Origin of the sequence: Hylemonella gracilis str. Niagara R, from assembly GCF_000600295.1 — a bacterium.
Taxonomy (GTDB): Bacteria; Pseudomonadota; Gammaproteobacteria; order Burkholderiales; family Burkholderiaceae_C; genus Hylemonella; species Hylemonella gracilis_A.
This window is the reverse complement of sequence record NZ_JEMG01000001.1, coordinates 1,654,928-1,671,388: the sequence shown is the minus strand read 5'-3', so window position 1 is coordinate 1,671,388 and position 16,461 is coordinate 1,654,928. Positions and strand designations below refer to the sequence as shown.

The 16,461-nt window shown below is 63.9% G+C and carries 11 protein-coding genes and 2 tRNA genes; 6 read left to right on the top strand and 7 right to left on the bottom strand.

The window, feature by feature from the left end; genetic code table 11:
* Positions 1 to 73 precede the first annotated feature (73 nt).
* Genes AZ34_RS07750 through AZ34_RS07740 form a run of 3 tightly spaced genes read left to right on the top strand, consistent with a single transcriptional unit; the run spans position 74 to position 3,353 of the window.
* A complete protein-coding gene (locus AZ34_RS07750) occupies positions 74 to 937 on the top strand; it encodes an HDOD domain-containing protein (RefSeq protein ID WP_035606717.1) in 864 nt (287 codons plus the stop codon).
* A gap of 37 nt (positions 938 to 974) precedes the next feature.
* On the top strand, positions 975 to 1,859 hold the full coding sequence (locus AZ34_RS07745) for an MBL fold metallo-hydrolase (RefSeq protein WP_035606714.1): 885 nt from the start codon (positions 975 to 977) through the stop codon (positions 1,857 to 1,859).
* A gap of 18 nt (positions 1,860 to 1,877) precedes the next feature.
* Positions 1,878 to 3,353 (top strand): bifunctional ADP-dependent NAD(P)H-hydrate dehydratase/NAD(P)H-hydrate epimerase, encoded by a 1,476-nt coding sequence (locus tag AZ34_RS07740; protein ID WP_035606711.1) that lies wholly within the window; start codon positions 1,878 to 1,880, stop codon positions 3,351 to 3,353.
* Between the two features lie 72 nt (positions 3,354 to 3,425).
* Here AZ34_RS07740 and rnr read toward each other — a convergent pair whose 3' ends face one another.
* Complete coding sequence (gene rnr, locus AZ34_RS07735) at positions 3,426 to 5,825, bottom strand: ribonuclease R (protein ID WP_035606708.1); 2,400 nt, start codon at positions 5,823 to 5,825, stop codon at positions 3,426 to 3,428.
* 19 nt (positions 5,826 to 5,844) lie between these two features.
* Between rnr and AZ34_RS07730 the strand changes: the two genes are divergently transcribed.
* Together AZ34_RS07730 and AZ34_RS07725 are read left to right on the top strand one after the other, a co-directional pair.
* Positions 5,845 to 5,929: transfer RNA gene (locus AZ34_RS07730), tRNA-Leu, on the top strand.
* 171 nt (positions 5,930 to 6,100) lie between these two features.
* Positions 6,101 to 6,185, top strand: a tRNA-Leu gene (locus AZ34_RS07725).
* 79 nt (positions 6,186 to 6,264) lie between these two features.
* On the opposite strand, the gene clpA is transcribed toward AZ34_RS07725, so the two are convergent.
* Positions 6,265 to 8,607 carry an ATP-dependent Clp protease ATP-binding subunit ClpA gene (gene clpA, locus AZ34_RS07720; RefSeq protein ID WP_035606705.1) on the bottom strand — a complete coding sequence of 781 codons (2,343 nt, stop codon included), beginning with the start codon at positions 8,605 to 8,607 and terminating at the stop codon, positions 6,265 to 6,267.
* A gap of 149 nt (positions 8,608 to 8,756) precedes the next feature.
* The gene (gene clpS / locus AZ34_RS07715; protein ID WP_035606702.1) at positions 8,757 to 9,137 is read right to left on the bottom strand and encodes an ATP-dependent Clp protease adapter ClpS; all 381 of its coding nucleotides are present in this window, start codon (positions 9,135 to 9,137) and stop codon (positions 8,757 to 8,759) included.
* Between the two features lie 196 nt (positions 9,138 to 9,333).
* Between clpS and AZ34_RS07710 the strand changes: the two genes are divergently transcribed.
* Positions 9,334 to 9,873, top strand: coding sequence for a DUF192 domain-containing protein (locus AZ34_RS07710; protein WP_231495486.1), 540 nt, complete (start codon positions 9,334 to 9,336; stop codon positions 9,871 to 9,873).
* A gap of 143 nt (positions 9,874 to 10,016) precedes the next feature.
* Here the strand turns inward: AZ34_RS07710 and AZ34_RS18890 are convergent, their stop codons facing one another.
* The 4 genes from AZ34_RS18890 to xseA all read right to left on the bottom strand — a co-directional run bounded on the left by AZ34_RS18890 (position 10,017) and on the right by xseA (position 16,173).
* Positions 10,017 to 11,609 carry a methyl-accepting chemotaxis protein gene (locus tag AZ34_RS18890; RefSeq protein WP_051509613.1) on the bottom strand — a complete coding sequence of 531 codons (1,593 nt, stop codon included), beginning with the start codon at positions 11,607 to 11,609 and terminating at the stop codon, positions 10,017 to 10,019.
* 134 nt (positions 11,610 to 11,743) lie between these two features.
* A complete protein-coding gene (locus AZ34_RS07700) occupies positions 11,744 to 13,969 on the bottom strand; it encodes an NADP-dependent isocitrate dehydrogenase (protein ID WP_035606699.1) in 2,226 nt (741 codons plus the stop codon).
* A gap of 150 nt (positions 13,970 to 14,119) precedes the next feature.
* On the bottom strand, positions 14,120 to 14,701 hold the full coding sequence (locus AZ34_RS07695) for a superoxide dismutase (RefSeq protein WP_035606696.1): 582 nt from the start codon (positions 14,699 to 14,701) through the stop codon (positions 14,120 to 14,122).
* Between the two features lie 116 nt (positions 14,702 to 14,817).
* The gene (gene xseA, locus AZ34_RS07690; protein ID WP_051509612.1) at positions 14,818 to 16,173 is read right to left on the bottom strand and encodes an exodeoxyribonuclease VII large subunit; all 1,356 of its coding nucleotides are present in this window, start codon (positions 16,171 to 16,173) and stop codon (positions 14,818 to 14,820) included.
* Positions 16,174 to 16,461 lie beyond the last annotated feature (288 nt).

The window sequence follows — 16,461 nt, the reverse complement described above, 5'->3', positions numbered from 1 at the left end:
CTGCACACGGCTGAGATTGACGGCGGCGCGGGATTCTGGGAAGCTGGATCAACCAGCCACGCGCACGCCGAACATGCAAACACTCAGTCCCGAGTTGACCCGAAGGCTGACGGCAGCCATCGACAAAATGCCGGCTTTTCCGAAAAGCGTGCAGTCCATCCTGGATCTGACCCGCGACCCGAACTGCACGCCCAAGGATCTGGTGCAGGTCATCGACAAAGACCCGGTCGTCACCCTCAAGATCCTGAAGGTGGTCAACGCGGCGCAGTTCAACCTGCCCAAGCAGGTCGCTTCCATCAACCATGCCGTGGTGCTGCTGGGTTTCAACACCATCAAGCACCTGGCGCTGGGCATCGCGGCCATCGGAGTGTTGCCGCGCCACACCGCCGCCGGGCTGGACATGCAACAGTACCTGTTGCATTCGCTGACCACGGCCTGCTTGGCACGCGAGCTGGCCAACCGCATGAAGCACCCCGAGGCCGATCCGCTGGAATGCTTCATCGCGGGCCTGCTCCACGATTTCGGCAAGGTGGTCTACGCCCAACACATGCCTGACGAATTCCGCCTGGCCCTGGAAACAAGCAAGCAATTGCACATGCCCTTGCACGAGGCCTTGCACCAGACCCTGGGCGCCGACCACACCGTCACTGGAGCCCTGCTGCTGGAACGCTGGCGCTTCGCTTGGCCCCTGGTGGAGACCATCCAGAACATGCATGGTCCCCAGGTCAAGGACACACCCATGATCGCCTGCGTCTTCGCCGCCAACCAGATCAGCAAGAAGCTGCAGCTGGGGTTCGCGGGCAATCGTTACGTTGAGCCTCTGACCACGGCCATGCAGGATCGCCTGGGCGGCGATCTGGACGCCGTGATCACCCAACTGGGCGATTTGAAACCCCTGGTCGATGAGGCCAGGTTCTTCGCAAGACTCGAAACGTGAAGGTCCAGGCAACAGCGCTCGGCGCGAGGAAGTCGGCATGAAAATCAAGTTCTGGGGCGTGCGCGGCTCCATCGCCTCACCTGGCCCGCAGACCGTGCGTTATGGCGGCAACACCACCTGCATCGAAGTGCGCACCGACGAGGACGACATCATCATCCTGGACGCGGGCACCGGCATCTTTCCGCTCTCTCAATCGTTGATGGCGCGGCAACCCGTCCATGCCAACATCTTCATCACGCACTCACACTGGGATCACATCCAAGGCCTGCCCTTCTTCATCCCCAATTTCGTTCCGGGCAATGTGCTGCGCCTGCACGGCGCCTACGACCCGGTCAGCGGTCAGGGGGTGGAGCAGGTCATGGCCGTGCAACTGCAGTACAGCTATTTTCCGGTGCGCGAGGCCGAGTTGCGCGGCCGCGTCGAGTACGTCACACTGACACCCGACGAGAGTGTGCGCGTCGGTAACGCCACCATCACGCCCTGCCTGCTGAACCACCCGGTCATCAACTACGGCTACCGGATCGACGCCGGTGGCAAGTCCGTCTTCTTCACCGGCGACCACGAGCCGCCCTACAACATCTACCGTCCCAGCGACCCGGAATACGCGGAGTACCAGCACCACATCGAGGAGAAGGACGCCGCCATCCTGCGCGGCATGCAAGGCGTGGACGTGCTGATCACCGACACGTCCTATACCGCCGCCGAGTACCCGTCCAAGATCGGTTGGGGACACGGCACCTACGCCAGCAGCTTTGACTACGCCACGCGCGCTGGTGCCAAGGTGCTGTATTGCACTCACCATGAACCGACTCGCAGCGACGACGCGCTGGAAACCGTCTTCCGCCAGGCGTTGGCCAGCCACCCCTACGCCGACGGGCTGGACATCCGCCTGGCCGTCGAAGGTCAGGTGTACGAGTTCTGAAGGCTTGGGGTCCAGCAGATGCACGCCATCGTCCCGGGCATCGCCCACGCACTACACAGCACGGCCGCGACTCGGCGGATCGAGCAGGCGGCCATGACCAGCCTGCCCGCGCATGCCTTGATGCAGCGCGCTGGCCAGGCCGTGGCGCGGCTGGCGCTGGCCATCGCGCCGCATGCCCAGCGCTACTGGATCGCCTGCGGCCCGGGCAACAACGGCGGTGACGGCTTGGAAGCCGCCACCCATTTGCTGCAGCTCGGCAAGACCCCCATGGTCACCTGGCTGGGCCATGGCGCCAGCTTGCCCGCGGACGCCAGGGTGGCCTTGGACTGGGCACGCGCCGCCAACGTCGTCTTCACCAGCGCCCCGCCTGAAGAGTGCGACTGCGCGATCGACGCTGTGCTGGGATTGGGTGTCAGCCGAGCGCCCGAAGGGCAGATGGCCGAGCACATCACCCACCTCAACCGGCTGCGTGCCCGGGGCATCCCGGTGCTGTCCGTGGACCTGCCCTCGGGCCTGCATGCCGACACGGGCGACGCGCCCGGCGCCCATGTGCAGGCCAGCCATACGCTCGCCCTGCTCACGCTCAAGCCCGGGCTGTTCACCGCCGCGGGACGGGATGCGGTCGGCACTCTCTGGTTCGAGGACCTGGGTATCACACCATCCCCTGCCGACAGCCCGCAGGCACGACTCACCCCGACCCCCGGGGTGCAAGCGCGCCGGCATGCCAGCCACAAAGGCAGTTATGGCGATGTCGCGGTGATCGGCGGCGCGCCGGGCATGGGTGGCGCGGCCCTGCTGGCTGCACGGGCCGCCTTGCACGGCGGCGCCGGCCGGGTGTACGTGGGGCTGCTGGACCCCGAAGCGCCCCTGCTGGACACGACCCAGCCAGAGCTGATGCTGCGACACCCTGAAACGCTGCTGGATGCCCTGGCCAGGTTGAGCGTGGTCTGCGGCTGCGGGGGCGGCGAGGCCGTGACCGGCGTGCTGCCCGAACTGCTGCGACAAGCACCGCGCCTGGTGTTGGACGCCGACGCCTTGAACGCGATCGCGGCGGACACGGCGCTGCAGATGCTGCTGCAGGGCCGCAGCCGGCGTAACGGCGGTCACGGCGATCGGGAAACAGTGTTGACGCCGCACCCCCTGGAGGCCGCCAGATTGCTGAATTCCGACGCGCAGGGCGTGCAGCGAGACAGGTTGAGTGCCGCACAGGCACTGGCTGAACGGTTTGCCTGCACCGTGGTGCTCAAGGGTTCAGGTACGGTCATCACCGCGCCGGATGCGCTGCCTTGCATCAATACGACAGGCAATGCGCGACTGGCCACCGCCGGCACAGGGGACGTGCTGGCCGGTCTGATCGGCGCGCGGATGGGGCAAGGTCACTCGGCCCTGGAGGCGGCTTGCACAGCCGTGCATGAGCACGGCTGGGCTGCCGACACCTGGACCCCCGGGGAAGCATTGACCGCTGGCGCGCTGGCCCGTGCCTTGAGCAGCTGAGCCCTTGCCCTTGCAAAGCGACGTGGCCGCCTCGGAGCGCCAGTGCGGCCAGCCGGGCAGCCTCGCGTTGATTCAACGCTTGGTCTTGCGCGCCTTGGTCTTGGCTGCTGCCTTTTTGACGGCGGACTTGACGGAGGCCTTGAGCGCCTGAATCGGACTCAGCAGGGCCAGCGCCTCGCGCTTGGGACTGGTCTTGCGGGTGGGCGTCTTGGCGCTGCTGGTCTTCTTGGCGCCTGCGGCCATGCGTCCGGTTTTCCTGGCCGCGCCGCCCTCCTCACTGCCTGCATCCGTCCTGGGGGTGACGGTCTCCCGATGCTCCCGTCCCTCGCGGACAGACTCACGCGGCAAGCCCAGTTCGTCACCCTTCACGAGGCGGAAATCGATGCGCCGGCCATCCAGATCGACGCGACTGACCTGCACCCGCACGCGCGTGCCAATGGCGTAACGAATGCCGGTGCGTTCGCCCCGCAACTCCTGCCGCGTCTCGTCGAAACGGAAATATTCACCGCCCAGTTCGGTGATGTGCACCAAGCCTTCAACGTACATGGCGTCCAGCGTGACGAAGATGCCGAAGCTGGTCGCGGCGCTGACCACGCCATAAAACTCCTCGCCCAGGTGCTCGCGCATGTACTTGCACTTGAGCCAGGCTTCCACGTCGCGGCTGGCCTCATCGGCGCGGCGCTCATTGGCGCTGCAGTGCAGCCCCGCTGCCTGCCAGGCCAACAGCTCGGCACTGGCTTTCCTGGCCTTCTCCCCCGTGGATCTGGTGGACTTGCGGGCTGCCTCGTTCTTTTCCAGGCGTCGGGCAAGCTTGGCATGCGCTTCACCCGGGGTGGGCAAAACGGGCAGGTGGTACCGCGTCTTGGCCAGGATGGCCTTGATCACACGGTGCACCAGCAGGTCCGGATAACGGCGGATGGGGCTGGTGAAGTGCGTGTAAGCCTCGTAGGCGAGGCCGAAGTGCCCACTGTTGTAGGGTGTGTAGATGGCCTGCTGCATGGAACGCAGCAACATGGTGTGGATCTGCTGCGCGTCGGGCCGGTCTTTCACCGCCTCGGCGATGCGCTGGAACTCGGCGGGTTTGGGGTCTTCGCCAATGGTCAGGCTCACGCCCATGGCCTTGAGGTAGTTGCGCAAGATCTCGTTTTTCTCGGGGGTCGGCCCTTCGTGCACGCGGAACAGACCACTGTGCTTGCTCTGGCCGATGAAATCGGCGCTGCAGACATTGGCCGCCAACATGGCTTCCTCGATCAGGCGATGGGCCTCGTTGCGCACGCGCGGCACGATCTTCTCGATGCGCCCGCTTTCGTCGCAAACGATCTGGGTCTCGGTGGTCTCGAAATCCACCGCGCCACGCCGAGACCGTGCCGCCAGCAGGGCGCGGTACACCTCGTGGAGATGCAGCAGATCGCCCACGCGTTCCTTGCGCCGCGCCGCCTCCGCGCCACGGGTGTTGGCCAGGATGGCGGCCACCTCGGTGTAGGTGAAGCGCGCATGGCTGTGCATCACGGCGGGGTAGAACTGGTAGGCGACGATCTCGCCCTGGTCGTCGCCCACGCCTCGGATCAGCATGTCGCAAACCATGCAGAGGCGGTCCACATCCGGATTGAGGGAACACAGTCCGTTGGAGAGCTTCTCCGGCAGCATGGGAATCACGCGACGCGGGAAATACACGCTGGTGGCGCGCTCGTAAGCGTCCACGTCGATCGGCGCCCCCGTTTCCACGTAATGACTGACGTCGGCGATCGCGACCAGCAGACGCCAGCCCTTGCTCGCGCTCTTGCCCCGCCCCAGCGTGACCGGTTCGCAGTAGACCGCGTCATCGAAGTCGCGCGCGTCCTCGCCATCGATGGTGACCAAGGGCACGTCCGTCAGGTCCACCCGATTTTTCCGGTCCTGCGGGCGGACCTTGTCCGGCAGGCCACGCGCCTGCGCAATGCAGGCCTCAGAAAATTCATGCGGCACGCTGTATTTGCGCACCGCGATTTCGATCTCCATGCCGGGATCGTCCACCTCGCCCAGAACCTCCTTCACGCGCCCCACGGGCTGTCCGTACAAGGCCGGCGGCTCGGTCAGTTCAACCACCACGACCTGGCCAACCCGGGCTTGCCCCGTCGCGCCCCGGGGAATCAGGATGTCCTGCCCATAACGCTTGTCCTCGGGGGCGACCAGCCAGACACCGTTTTCCTGCAGCAGACGGCCAATGATGGCCTGGTTGGACCGCTCGATGATCTCGACGACACGCCCTTCGGGACGGCCCTTGCGGTCATGGCGCACGACCCGCGCCTTGACGCGGTCCTTGTGCAGCACCGCCCGCATTTCGCTCGGCGACAGATAAATGTCCGCGTCTCCGTCGTCGCGGACCACGAAGCCGTGCCCGTCCCGGTGGCCGCTGACCGTGCCCTCGATTTCCTCGAGCAGGGCCGCTGTCGCATGCGGGGAACCGGAAGGGCTGATTTTCTTGTTATACAATCTTGGTCTTGCCTGAGATGCCCAGATGGCGGAATTGGTAGACGCACTAGTTTCAGGTACTAGCGCTTAACGGCGTGGAGGTTCGAGTCCTCTTCTGGGCACCAAGTTTAGAGGCAAAACGCGGTCAAACCCCGTTCTGCTTCACAAACACTTCAAGCTGAAGAGCCGCAACACCACATGCTGCGGCTTTTTTCTAAGGGCAACAACAGGAAAAGGCAGCGCGTACATCTATAATGCGTGCTTCCTGAAGTTTGGATATTCAGTCCAGACGCAAGGCCCAGATGGCGGAATTGGTAGACGCACTAGTTTCAGGTACTAGCGCTTAACGGCGTGGAGGTTCGAGTCCTCTTCTGGGCACCAGATAAAAAAAGGCCGCTGCATCTGCAGCGGCCTTTTTCATTGCGCCTACCGATCGGTAGGCGCAAAACAAGGCACTTGATCAGTCGGTTGCCGTGGCTTCTTCGGGCTTGGCTTTGCCTTCCTTCTTCGGCAAGGGCTGGATGTCGAGCTTGACCTCGGTCTTGTCCTCGCCCTTCTCGTCCTTCACCACCTCCACATCCACCGCAAGGCGGCCGCCATCGACCAGTCGGCCAAAAAGCAACTCGTCCGCCAGCGCACGACGGATGGTGTCTTGGATCAGGCGCTGCATCGGGCGCGCACCCATCAGCGGGTCAAAGCCCTTCTTGGCCAGATGCTGACGCAACGCGTCGGTGAAGGTGACTTCGACCTTCTTCTCCGCAAGTTGCGTTTCCAGCTGCAGCAGGAACTTATCCACCACGCGCAGGATGATCTGCTCGTCCAGCGGCTTGAAGCTCACGATGGCGTCCAGACGGTTGCGGAACTCGGGCGTGAACAGGCGTTTGATGTCACCCATCTCATCCCCGGCCTGACGCGGATTCGTGAAACCGATGGTGGCCTTGTTCATCGTCTCGGCGCCCGCATTGGTGGTCATGACGATGATGACGTTGCGGAAATCGGCCTTGCGCCCATTGTTGTCCGTCAGCGTGCCGTGGTCCATGACCTGCAGCAGCACGTTGAAGATGTCCGGATGCGCTTTTTCGATTTCGTCGAGCAACAGCACGCAATGCGGCTTCTTGGTCACGGCCTCGGTCAGCAGACCGCCCTGGTCGAAACCTACGTACCCAGGAGGCGCACCGATCAGACGGCTCACCGCATGGCGCTCCATGTACTCGGACATGTCGAAGCGGGTCAGCTCGATGCCCAGGATGTAGGCCAGTTGCTTGGCCGCTTCCGTCTTGCCCACGCCAGTGGGGCCACTGAACAGGAAGGCACCAATCGGCTTGTCCGGCTTGCCCAGGCCCGAGCGCGCCATCTTGACGGCGGAAGCCAGGGCCTCCAGCGCCTTGTCTTGGCCGAAAACCACACTCTTCAGATCACGCTCGATGGTCTGCAGCTTACCGCGGTCGTCGTTGCTGACGTTCGCAGGCGGAATGCGGGCGATCTTGGCGACGATTTCCTCGACTTCGCTCTTGCTGATGGTCTTCTTGCGCTTGGACGGCGGCAGGATGCGCTGCGCCGCGCCAGCCTCGTCGATCACGTCGATGGCCTTGTCGGGCAGATGGCGGTCGTTGATGTACTTGGCGCTCAATTCCGCCGCCGCTTGCAGGGCGGCATTGGCGTACTTGACGTTGTGGTGCTCCTCGAAACGGGACTTCAAGCCCTTGAGGATTTCGATGGTTTCCTGCACGCTGGGCTCCACCACGTCCACCTTCTGGAAGCGGCGGGACAGAGCGGCGTCCTTCTCGAAGATGCCACGGTATTCAGTGAATGTCGTCGCCCCGATGCACTTGAGCTGGCCGCTGGACAGAGCCGGCTTGAGCAGATTGCTCGCGTCCAGCGTGCCGCCGCTGGCCGCGCCCGCGCCAATCAGCGTGTGGATTTCGTCGATGAACAGAACGGCGTTGGGTTTGTCCTTGAGCGACTTGAGCACGCCCTTGAGGCGCTGCTCGAAATCACCCCGGTACTTGGTGCCCGCGAGCAGCGCGCCCATGTCCAGCGAATAGACATTGGCTTCGGCCAGGATTTCGGGCACGTCGTTCTGCACGATGCGCCAGGCCAGGCCCTCGGCAATGGCCGTCTTGCCCACGCCGGCCTCGCCCACGAGCAGGGGGTTGTTCTTGCGACGGCGACAGAGAATCTGGATGACGCGTTCGACCTCGAACTCGCGGCCGATCAGCGGATCAATCTTGCCGTCCTTGGCCTGCTGGTTCAGGTTGACCGTGAACTGCTCCAGCGGCGAAGCCTTGCCCTCACCTTTCTCTGCGGTGGAGTTTTCCTCCGCTTCACCCGCGTTGTCGCTGGCCTTGCTGGCCTCCGGCGGGTCGCTCTTCTTGATGCCGTGGGCGATGAAATTCACCACGTCCAGGCGCGTCACGCCCTGCTGATGCAGGTAATAGACTGCGTGCGAATCCTTCTCGCCGAAGATCGCGACCAACACATTGGCGCCGGTGACTTCCTTCTTGCCACTGCCGGTGCTCTGCACATGCATGATGGCGCGCTGGATGACGCGCTGAAAACCGAGCGTGGGCTGGGTGTCCACTTCCTCGGTGCCCGCGACTTGCGGGGTGTTGTCCTTGATGAAGTTCGTCAGGCTCTTGCGCAGGTCATCGATGTTGGCCGCGCAGGCACGCAATACCTCGGCCGCGCTGGGATTGTCCAGCAAGGCCAGAAGCAGATGCTCCACGGTGATGAATTCATGGCGTTGTTGCCGAGCCTCGACAAACGCCATGTGCAAGCTGACTTCCAGTTCCTGGGCAATCATGTGATTTCCTTTGCCTTGCCGGACCCGGTATCGCGCCAACCGGGCCACTCGTTGATCTGCGGCCTACTTTAATCCGATTCCAAAAGCCATCCAAGCCACAGGGCGGAAGAAATGGCGAGAAATAGAAACAGAAAAAGAAACCTACTCTTTCATTCCACGGGTTCAGCCACGCACTGGAGCGGATGTCCCGCCTTGCGGGCCGCCTCCAGCACTTGGTCGACCTTGGTCGCCGCCACGTCCTTGGTGTAAACGCCACAAACGCCCCGCCCATCCAGATGGATCTTGAGCATGATTTGCGTCGCCGTTTCCAGGTCCTTGTTGAAATATTCCTGTATGACCACGACCACGAATTCCATCGGGGTGTAGTCGTCGTTGAGCATCACCACCTGGAACATCTGCGGTGGCTGTACCTTTTGGGGCCGTCGTTCCAGTACAACGGCGTCGCCAGCCGCGCCGGGGCTGTCTCGATGGGGCTTGACGACAGGCTGTTTGGGAGGAGCCGAGGGATTGCTTGCCATGTTCTTCGCCATGGCTTCATTCTATCGAGCGCGTCCACGGCTTGCCATTCACGGTGGGGATACACAGAGACGGATTTTGGGTCTGATGCGCGTACTTCAAGCCTATCGGACGACAAGGCGTATTTCGGCGGTCGCCAGCTTGATCCACAAGTGCGCTGAGGATGTCGCACAATCGCGCCTGGAAGCCGTATTCATCCTCAGAATTGTCATGTCCGAGCTCAAACCGCCCATCCGCATCCTGATCAACTCGCAGCGCCACCAGGTCACCGGCATGCCCTCCGCGCCTCGCCTGACGGGTTTTTTCCTGTGCCTGCTGCTGGGCTGCTGGCTCGTCCTCGCGCCTCACCCGAGCCGAGCCCAGGGTGTGGCGCAACGGGATCTGCCGCGCACCACGCTCAACGCCGGCATGTACCTGATCCAGGCCCAGGTCGCATCCACGCCCGAGCAGCGCGCCATCGGCTTGATGCACCGCAAGGAGATGCGCGCCAACGAGGGGATGCTGTTCATTTTCGAGCGCGCCCAGATGCAGTGCTTCTGGATGCAGAACACCTACATTCCGCTCACGGCGGCCTTCATCGCCGACGATGGCACCATCGTCAACACGGTGGACATGCAGCCCTTGACCACCAACTCGCACTGCTCCAATCGACCGGTGCGCTACGTGCTGGAGGTGCATCAGGGCTGGCTCGCGGAACACGGCTACGGACCCGGCAAGCGCCTGACTGGGGGACCTTTCGGTCGAAATTGAGGTGGACGCCGACAGAGCGGCGTCAACGGAGATCCTTGTTCACGGAAGCCAACCCGGGCACCGCGCTGTCGCGTGGAATCCACGCCTCGCGCTCCTGGCCAGGCGCGCAAGCTACAGCAAAAAGGGGGGGGGTGGCCCGAGATTCAGGTCAGGCGCAGAGGCCCGCCCGGCGCCCCTTCCGGCGGCGCCAGCTTGAAGACATGGACTGAGCGCACCATGTCCTGTGCCTGGGCCCGCAAGCTGACGGCGGCGGCGGCCATCTCCTCGACCAAGGCAGCGTTCTGCTGCGTCGCGTCGTCCATCTGAGAGATCGCCTGCGTGGCTTGTGTCACGCCCGTGCTTTGCTCCTGGCTGGCGGTAGCGATTTCGGAAACGATGCCGCTGACGCGCTGGATGCTGCGAACGACGTCGCTGATCGTCGTGCCCGCGCGGTCCGCCAGGGCGCCACCTTGTTCGACTTTGCCCACCGAGTCGCCGATCAAGACCTTGATCTCCTTGGCAGCGTCGGCGCTGCGCTGGGCGAGGTTGCGTACCTCACCCGCCACCACGGCGAAGCCCCGCCCAAGTTCACCGGCACGCGCCGCCTCGACCGCCGCGTTCAAGGCCAGGATATTGGTCTGGAAGGCGATTCCGTCGATCACGCCGATGATGTCGGCGATCTTCGCCGAGCTTTCGTTGATGCCCCGCATGGTCTCCACCAGTTGCGCGACCACCTCGCCGCCTTCAGTGGCCACACGCGAGGCATCGCGTGCCAGCTCGTTGGCCTGGCTCGCGCTGCCAGCGTTGCGGTCCACGGTAGCCCCCAGGTGCTCCATCGACACCGTCGTCTGCTTCAGCGCGCTGGCCTGACTCTCGGTGCGCGCGGACAGATCCTGGTTACCGGTCGCGACCTCGCTGCTGGCGACCTGGATGCCATCCGCCGCCTGGCGCACGGTCTCGACCACGCGGGTCAGCGAGGTCTGCATGCCATCCAGCGCGCGCATCATCTCGGTGGCCTCGTCCTTGCCGATCAGGGAAGGACGGCTGGTGAAGTCCCCTTGGGCGATGCGCCCGGCAAATTCCCGGGCCTGGTCCATGGGTGCCACGATGGAACGGCCCAGCCAGCTCGCGATGGCGATGCCCAGCACGCAGGACACGGCAAAGGCCAGGACAAAGACCACGAAGATCGCCGCTACCGCGCCATTGACCTTGTCGAACACCCCCTGGCTGGTTTGCGCCAGCACGGTGTCGACCTTGCTGAGCTGATCGAAGGCCTGGGTCCAGCCCGCCGCCTCGGCGGCCTTGAGATCCTGCAAGGCCTCCTTGCTGTCAGCGTACCCACTGGCTTCGAGTGTGTCGGCGAATCGCGCCAGTTTTTCGCGGTAGTTTTTCATGTGCACGGCAAAGGCCGCGAGATCGTCCCGGGATTGCTGGGTCTGGACCCTGGCCTGAAAATCTTGCATGGCCTGGTCGATGGTGCGCTGCGCCCGATCCCACTGCGCTCGGGCCGCCTTGATGTCTGCAGTCTCGAAGATCGAAGCCGCCATCTGAGCCGCCGCACCATGGCTTTCCAGCAAGGCAAGGCGCGCAGTGCCGACGATGGTGTTGATCGGCAGCAGTTGCTGCGTGATACCCGCCAGCCCCTGGCGCGCGACATGCAGGCCGAAGCCTCCGATCGCGACCACGATCGCCGACAGCAGCAAAAGCACAGCGAAGCCCAGCTGGAGACGAGGACGAATCCTGAATTGACGCAACATGGATAACCTCTAGGATCAAGACGCGGTGAATTGTCTGGCGCCCATATGACAGCAAGAATCCTGCCCGACGGAAAAAACAAAAGCCGGATGCGGAAGCATCCGGCCCGTGGGGCGACAAGAGCGCGCGAAGACGGTCAGGCGATGGTGGCGAGCGCGGCGTTGAAGGTCGGGCTCGGACGCATCACGGCCTCCAGCTTGGCCATGTCGGGCTTGTAGTAACCGCCAATGTCCACGGCCTTGCCTTGCACGTCCGTCAGTTCCTTGATGATGGCCTGCTCACCGTCGGCCAGTGCCTTCGCCAGCGGCGCGAACTTGGCAGCCAGGGCCTGGTCCTCGGTCTGCGCGGCCAGTTCCTGCGCCCAGTAGAGCGCGATGTAGAACTGGCTGCCGCGGTTGTCGAGCTGACCGGCCTTGGGCTTGGGGTTCTTGTCATTGTCCAGGAACTTGCCCGTGGCGGTGTCCAGCGTCTTGGCCAACACCTTGGCCTGCGCGTTGCCGCTCTTGATGCCCAAATCTTCGAGCGACACGGCCAGGGCCATGAACTCACCCAGCGAATCCCAGCGCAGGTGGTTTTCCTCCACCAACTGCTGCACATGCTTGGGCGCGGAACCGCCCGCGCCGGTCTCGTACATCCCGCCGCCGGCCATCAGCGGCACGATGGACAGCATCTTGGCGCTGGTGCCCAGCTCCATGATGGGGAAGAGATCGGTCAGGTAGTCGCGCAGCACGTTGCCGGTGACGGAAATCGTGTCCTGGCCCTTGCGGATGCGCGCCAGCGAGAACTTGATGGCCTCCACCGGCGGCAAGACCCGGATGTCCAGACCCTTCGTGTCGTGATTCTTGAGGTAGGTCTCGACCTTCTTGATCACGTTGGCGTCGTGGGCACGCTGGGCGTCCAGCCAGAACACGGCTGGCGTGCCGCTGGCGCGCGCGCGTGTGACTGCGAGCTTGACCCAATCTTGAATGGCGGCGTCCTTGGTCTGGCACATGCGCCAAATGTCACCCACTTCCACCGCGTGCTCGAAGATCACCACGCCTGACTCGTCGCTCACGCGCACCACACCGTCGGCAGGGATCTGGAAGGTCTTGTCGTGCGAACCGTATTCCTCGGCGGCCTGGGCCATCAGGCCCACGTTGGGCACGCTGCCCATGGTCACCGGGTCAAGCGCGCCGTTGGCCTTGCAATCGTCGATCGTGGCCTGGTAAATACCGGCGTAGCAACGGTCGGGGATCACGGCCTTGGTGTCGTAGGACTTGCCATCCGCGCCCCACATCTGGCCGCTGTTGCGGATCATCGCGGGCATGGACGCGTCGACGATGACGTCACTGGGAACGTGCAGGTTGGTGATGCCCTTGTCAGAATTCACCATGGCCAGGCCAGGACCCTTGGCATAAAGCGCCTGAATGTCTGCCTCGATGGCCTTGGCGGTCGCTTCGGGCAAATCCTTGAGGCGGGCGTACAGGTCACCGATGCCGTTGTTGGGGTTGAAGCCGATCTTCTTGAGGTCGGCCTCGTACTTGACCAGCACGTCCTTGTAATAGGCCACGACCACCTGGCCGAAGATGATGGGGTCGGAGACCTTCATCATGGTTGCCTTCAGGTGGGCCGAGAACAGCACGCCCTGAGCCTTGGCGTCGGCCACCTGGGCTTCGAGGAAAGTCGCCAGCGCCTTCTTGCTCATGACCGAGGCGTCGATCAGTTCACCCGCCAGCACCGGCGTCTTTTCCTTGAGCACGGTGCGCGCGCCGTCCTTGGCGATCAGTTCAATCTTGACGCTGCCCGGTTTGGCGATCAGCGCGGACTTTTCACTGCCGTAGAAGTCACCACTGCTCATGTGCGCCACATGGCTCTTGCTCGTCGCCGACCACTTGCCCATGCTGTGCGGATTCTTGCGCGCATAGTTCTTGACCGCTAGCGGGGCGCGGCGGTCGGAATTGCCTTCTCGCAGCACCGGGTTCACTGCGCTGCCCGACACCTTGGCGTAGCGTTGGCGGATCTTCTTTTCCTCCTCGGTCTTGGGCTCGTCCGGATAGTCCGGCACCTTGTAGCCCTTGCCTTGCAGTTCCTTGATGGCGGCCTTCAGCTGTGGGATCGAGGCGCTGATGTTGGGCAGCTTGATGATGTTCGCGTCCGGCTCCAGGGTCTTCTTGCCCAGCTCAGCCAGGGTGTTGGGCGTGCGCTGCTCGGGCGTCAGGAAGTCGGAAAACTCCCCGATGATGCGGCCGGCCACCGAGATGTCGCTGGTGTCCACCTTCACGCCCGCGGGCGCGGCGAAGGTGCGGATGATGGGCAGGAAGGAAGCCGTCGCCAGCAGCGGGGCCTCGTCGGTCAGCGTGTAGATGATGGTCGGAGTGCTCATGGAGATGTCTCGGGTGGTTTTCCCAGGAAGGAACTTGTGCTCACATTGTAAAAGCCCCGGCCGTGTGCCACCTTGTGGTCAGCAAAAAGGGCCTGGGGGAATCGCCCCGCAGGCCCTTGTGGCATCTGCCCACCAGGGGCAGCCTCGCAATCAGGCGAAGTTCTTGGCCGCGAAATCCCAGTTCACCAGCTTGTCGAAGAAGGTCTCGACGAACTTCTGGCGCAGGTTGCGGTAGTCGATGTAGTAGGCATGCTCCCACACGTCCACGGTCAGCAGGGCTTTGTCAGCGGTCGTCAGCGGCGTGCCGGCGGCGCCCGTGTTGACGATGTCCACCGAACCATCGGCCTTCTTGACCAGCCAGGTCCAGCCCGAGCCGAAGTTACCCACGGCGCTCTTGACAAAGGCTTCCTTGAAGGCAGCGTAGCTGCCCCACTTCTTGGTGATGGCCTGGGCCAGCGCGCCCGTCGGTTCGCCGCCGCCGTTGGGCTTCATGCAGTTCCAGAAGAAGGTGTGGTTCCAGATCTGGGCAGCGTTGTTGTAGATGCCACCGCTGGAACTCTTGACGATCTCTTCCAGCGTCTTGCTCTCGAACTCCGTGCCCTTCTGCAGGTTGTTCAGGTTCACCACATAGGCGTTGTGGTGCTTGCCATGGTGGAACTCCAGCGTTTCCTTGGAGTAATGCGGAGCCAGGGCGTCGATGGCGTAAGGCAGGGGAGGCAGGGTGTGTTCCATGGTGGTTCCTCGCGTTGTTGTGGATGATGAACGGAATCGAAAGCGAAAGTTGATTGTAGGAAATTAATCCTCAGGCCACGGCACTGGCAAGCGCAAGACCCTGATGGCGGCGCTGATCATGCAGACGCTCGTGGCCTATCCTTCCCGGTCTCACTCGCGCCCGCGAGCGCCCCATCAGCTCGCGACATCACCGTCACGGCGACGCAGCCATCGGCCAGGGTCGCACGCAGCCACTGCCCGGCATGGGTCTGGGCCGCGCGTGTCACAGCTCGCCCCTCGGCGTCGGCCAGCCAAGCATAGCCTCGCTGCAGGACCAGGGAAGGATCAAGCAGTTGCAAGCGCAGCGCCGCCTGGTCCAGGCGCTGGCGACGCAATTGCACATCGCGCCGCAGCACCTGCGGCCAGACCTCGGCCCGGCGCTGCAGGGCTTGGCGCTGCATCAACAAGAGACGGGCCGCCGCATGCTGCAGACCTTGACCCAGGCCATGGACACGCAGGCGCTGACGCGCCAGCCGAGCTGAGGGACGGCCGAGGCGACTCAAGGCCAGATCCAGGCGCTGGGCCGCGCGGTCCAGACGATCCTGCACGGCATCGTGCAGTTGCTCTCGCAGCAGCGCCAGCGCACTCAGCCAATGGGCCCGGGGTTCGGCGGCCAGCTCGGCTGCGGCCGTGGGCGTGGGCGCGCGCAGGTCGGCCACGAAATCGGCCAAGGTGAAATCGGTTTCATGTCCCACGCCGCTCACCACCGGCACAGGGCTGCGGGCGATGGTGCGCACCAGTTGCTCGTCGTTGAAGGCCCACAAGTCCTCCATGGAGCCACCCCCGCGCACCAGTAGGATCACGTCGATCTCGCCTTGGGCCGCCAAGGCGTACAGACGCTGCAAGGCACTGACCAGCTCACCCGGAGCCGTCGCGCCCTGCACGGCGGCGGGCGCGATGCGGACCGGAACATGCGCGGCCCGGCGGCGCAAGGCGGTCGCCACGTCACGCAGGGCGGCGGCGCCCAGGGACGTGACCACGCCGATGCCTCGCGGCAGCCGCGGCAGGTCCCGCTTGCGTGCGGCATCAAAGAGGCCCTCGGCTTCCAGTTGGGCTTTGAGGCGCAGGAATTGCTCGAACAAGGTGCCCGCGCCGGCGCGGGTCATGCTCTCCACGATCAGTTGCAGGTCGCCCCGGGCTTCGTACACCGACAGACGCCCCCGGACCTCGACCTGATCCCCCTCGCGGGGCGCGAAGTCCAACAGGCTGGCGGCACGGCGGAACATGGCGCACCGCAGTTGCCCGCCGTCGCGGCCGTTCGGGTCCTTGAGCGTGAAATAGGCATGCCCGCTGGCGGCCAGGCTGTAGCCCGAAATCTCGCCGCGCACCGCGACGGGATTGAAACGCGCATCCAGCGCATCAGCAACGGCGCGGCACAGCGCCCCAACTTGCCAAACACGCGGCGCGGATGCTGGAAAGGCCTGCTCAGACATCAGTTCCGATGCGCCCTGCGCACCCTCCGTGCCCCGCCAGGCCGCGAATAATCTGGCCGGATGCGCGCTGCTGCGCGACCTGAGGCTTGCGACTACTCCACACCTCGCCGAACCCGCACGCCATACGCAAAATCCCTGAGGCACGATGCGCAAATCGTTCATGCACCGTGCAAGTCATTGATTTCATTTGATTTTCCACTGCCCATTTTGTCATCGTTTTGACGCACGCCAAGTATTTACGGGCCTCCGGAGGCCCTGTCATCGGTTTGCCCACAAAGTTATCCACAG

What these genes read in the sequence shown, in the direction of transcription:
- AZ34_RS07750 (WP_035606717.1), top strand. Translation starts at nt 74, where the DNA reads ATGCAAACACTCAGTCCCGAGTTGACCCGAAGGCTGACGGCAGCCATC.
- AZ34_RS07745 (WP_035606714.1), top strand. Translation starts at nt 975, where the DNA reads ATGAAAATCAAGTTCTGGGGCGTGCGCGGCTCCATCGCCTCACCTGGC.
- AZ34_RS07740 (WP_035606711.1), top strand. Translation starts at nt 1,878, where the DNA reads ATGCACGCCATCGTCCCGGGCATCGCCCACGCACTACACAGCACGGCC.
- clpA (WP_035606705.1), bottom strand. Translation starts at nt 8,607, where the DNA reads ATGATTGCCCAGGAACTGGAAGTCAGCTTGCACATGGCGTTTGTCGAG.
- clpS (WP_035606702.1), bottom strand. Translation starts at nt 9,137, where the DNA reads ATGGCGAAGAACATGGCAAGCAATCCCTCGGCTCCTCCCAAACAGCCT.
- AZ34_RS07710 (WP_231495486.1), top strand. Translation starts at nt 9,334, where the DNA reads ATGTCCGAGCTCAAACCGCCCATCCGCATCCTGATCAACTCGCAGCGC.
- AZ34_RS18890 (WP_051509613.1), bottom strand. Translation starts at nt 11,609, where the DNA reads ATGTTGCGTCAATTCAGGATTCGTCCTCGTCTCCAGCTGGGCTTCGCT.
- AZ34_RS07700 (WP_035606699.1), bottom strand. Translation starts at nt 13,969, where the DNA reads ATGAGCACTCCGACCATCATCTACACGCTGACCGACGAGGCCCCGCTG.
- AZ34_RS07695 (WP_035606696.1), bottom strand. Translation starts at nt 14,701, where the DNA reads ATGGAACACACCCTGCCTCCCCTGCCTTACGCCATCGACGCCCTGGCT.
- xseA (WP_051509612.1), bottom strand. Translation starts at nt 16,173, where the DNA reads ATGTCTGAGCAGGCCTTTCCAGCATCCGCGCCGCGTGTTTGGCAAGTT.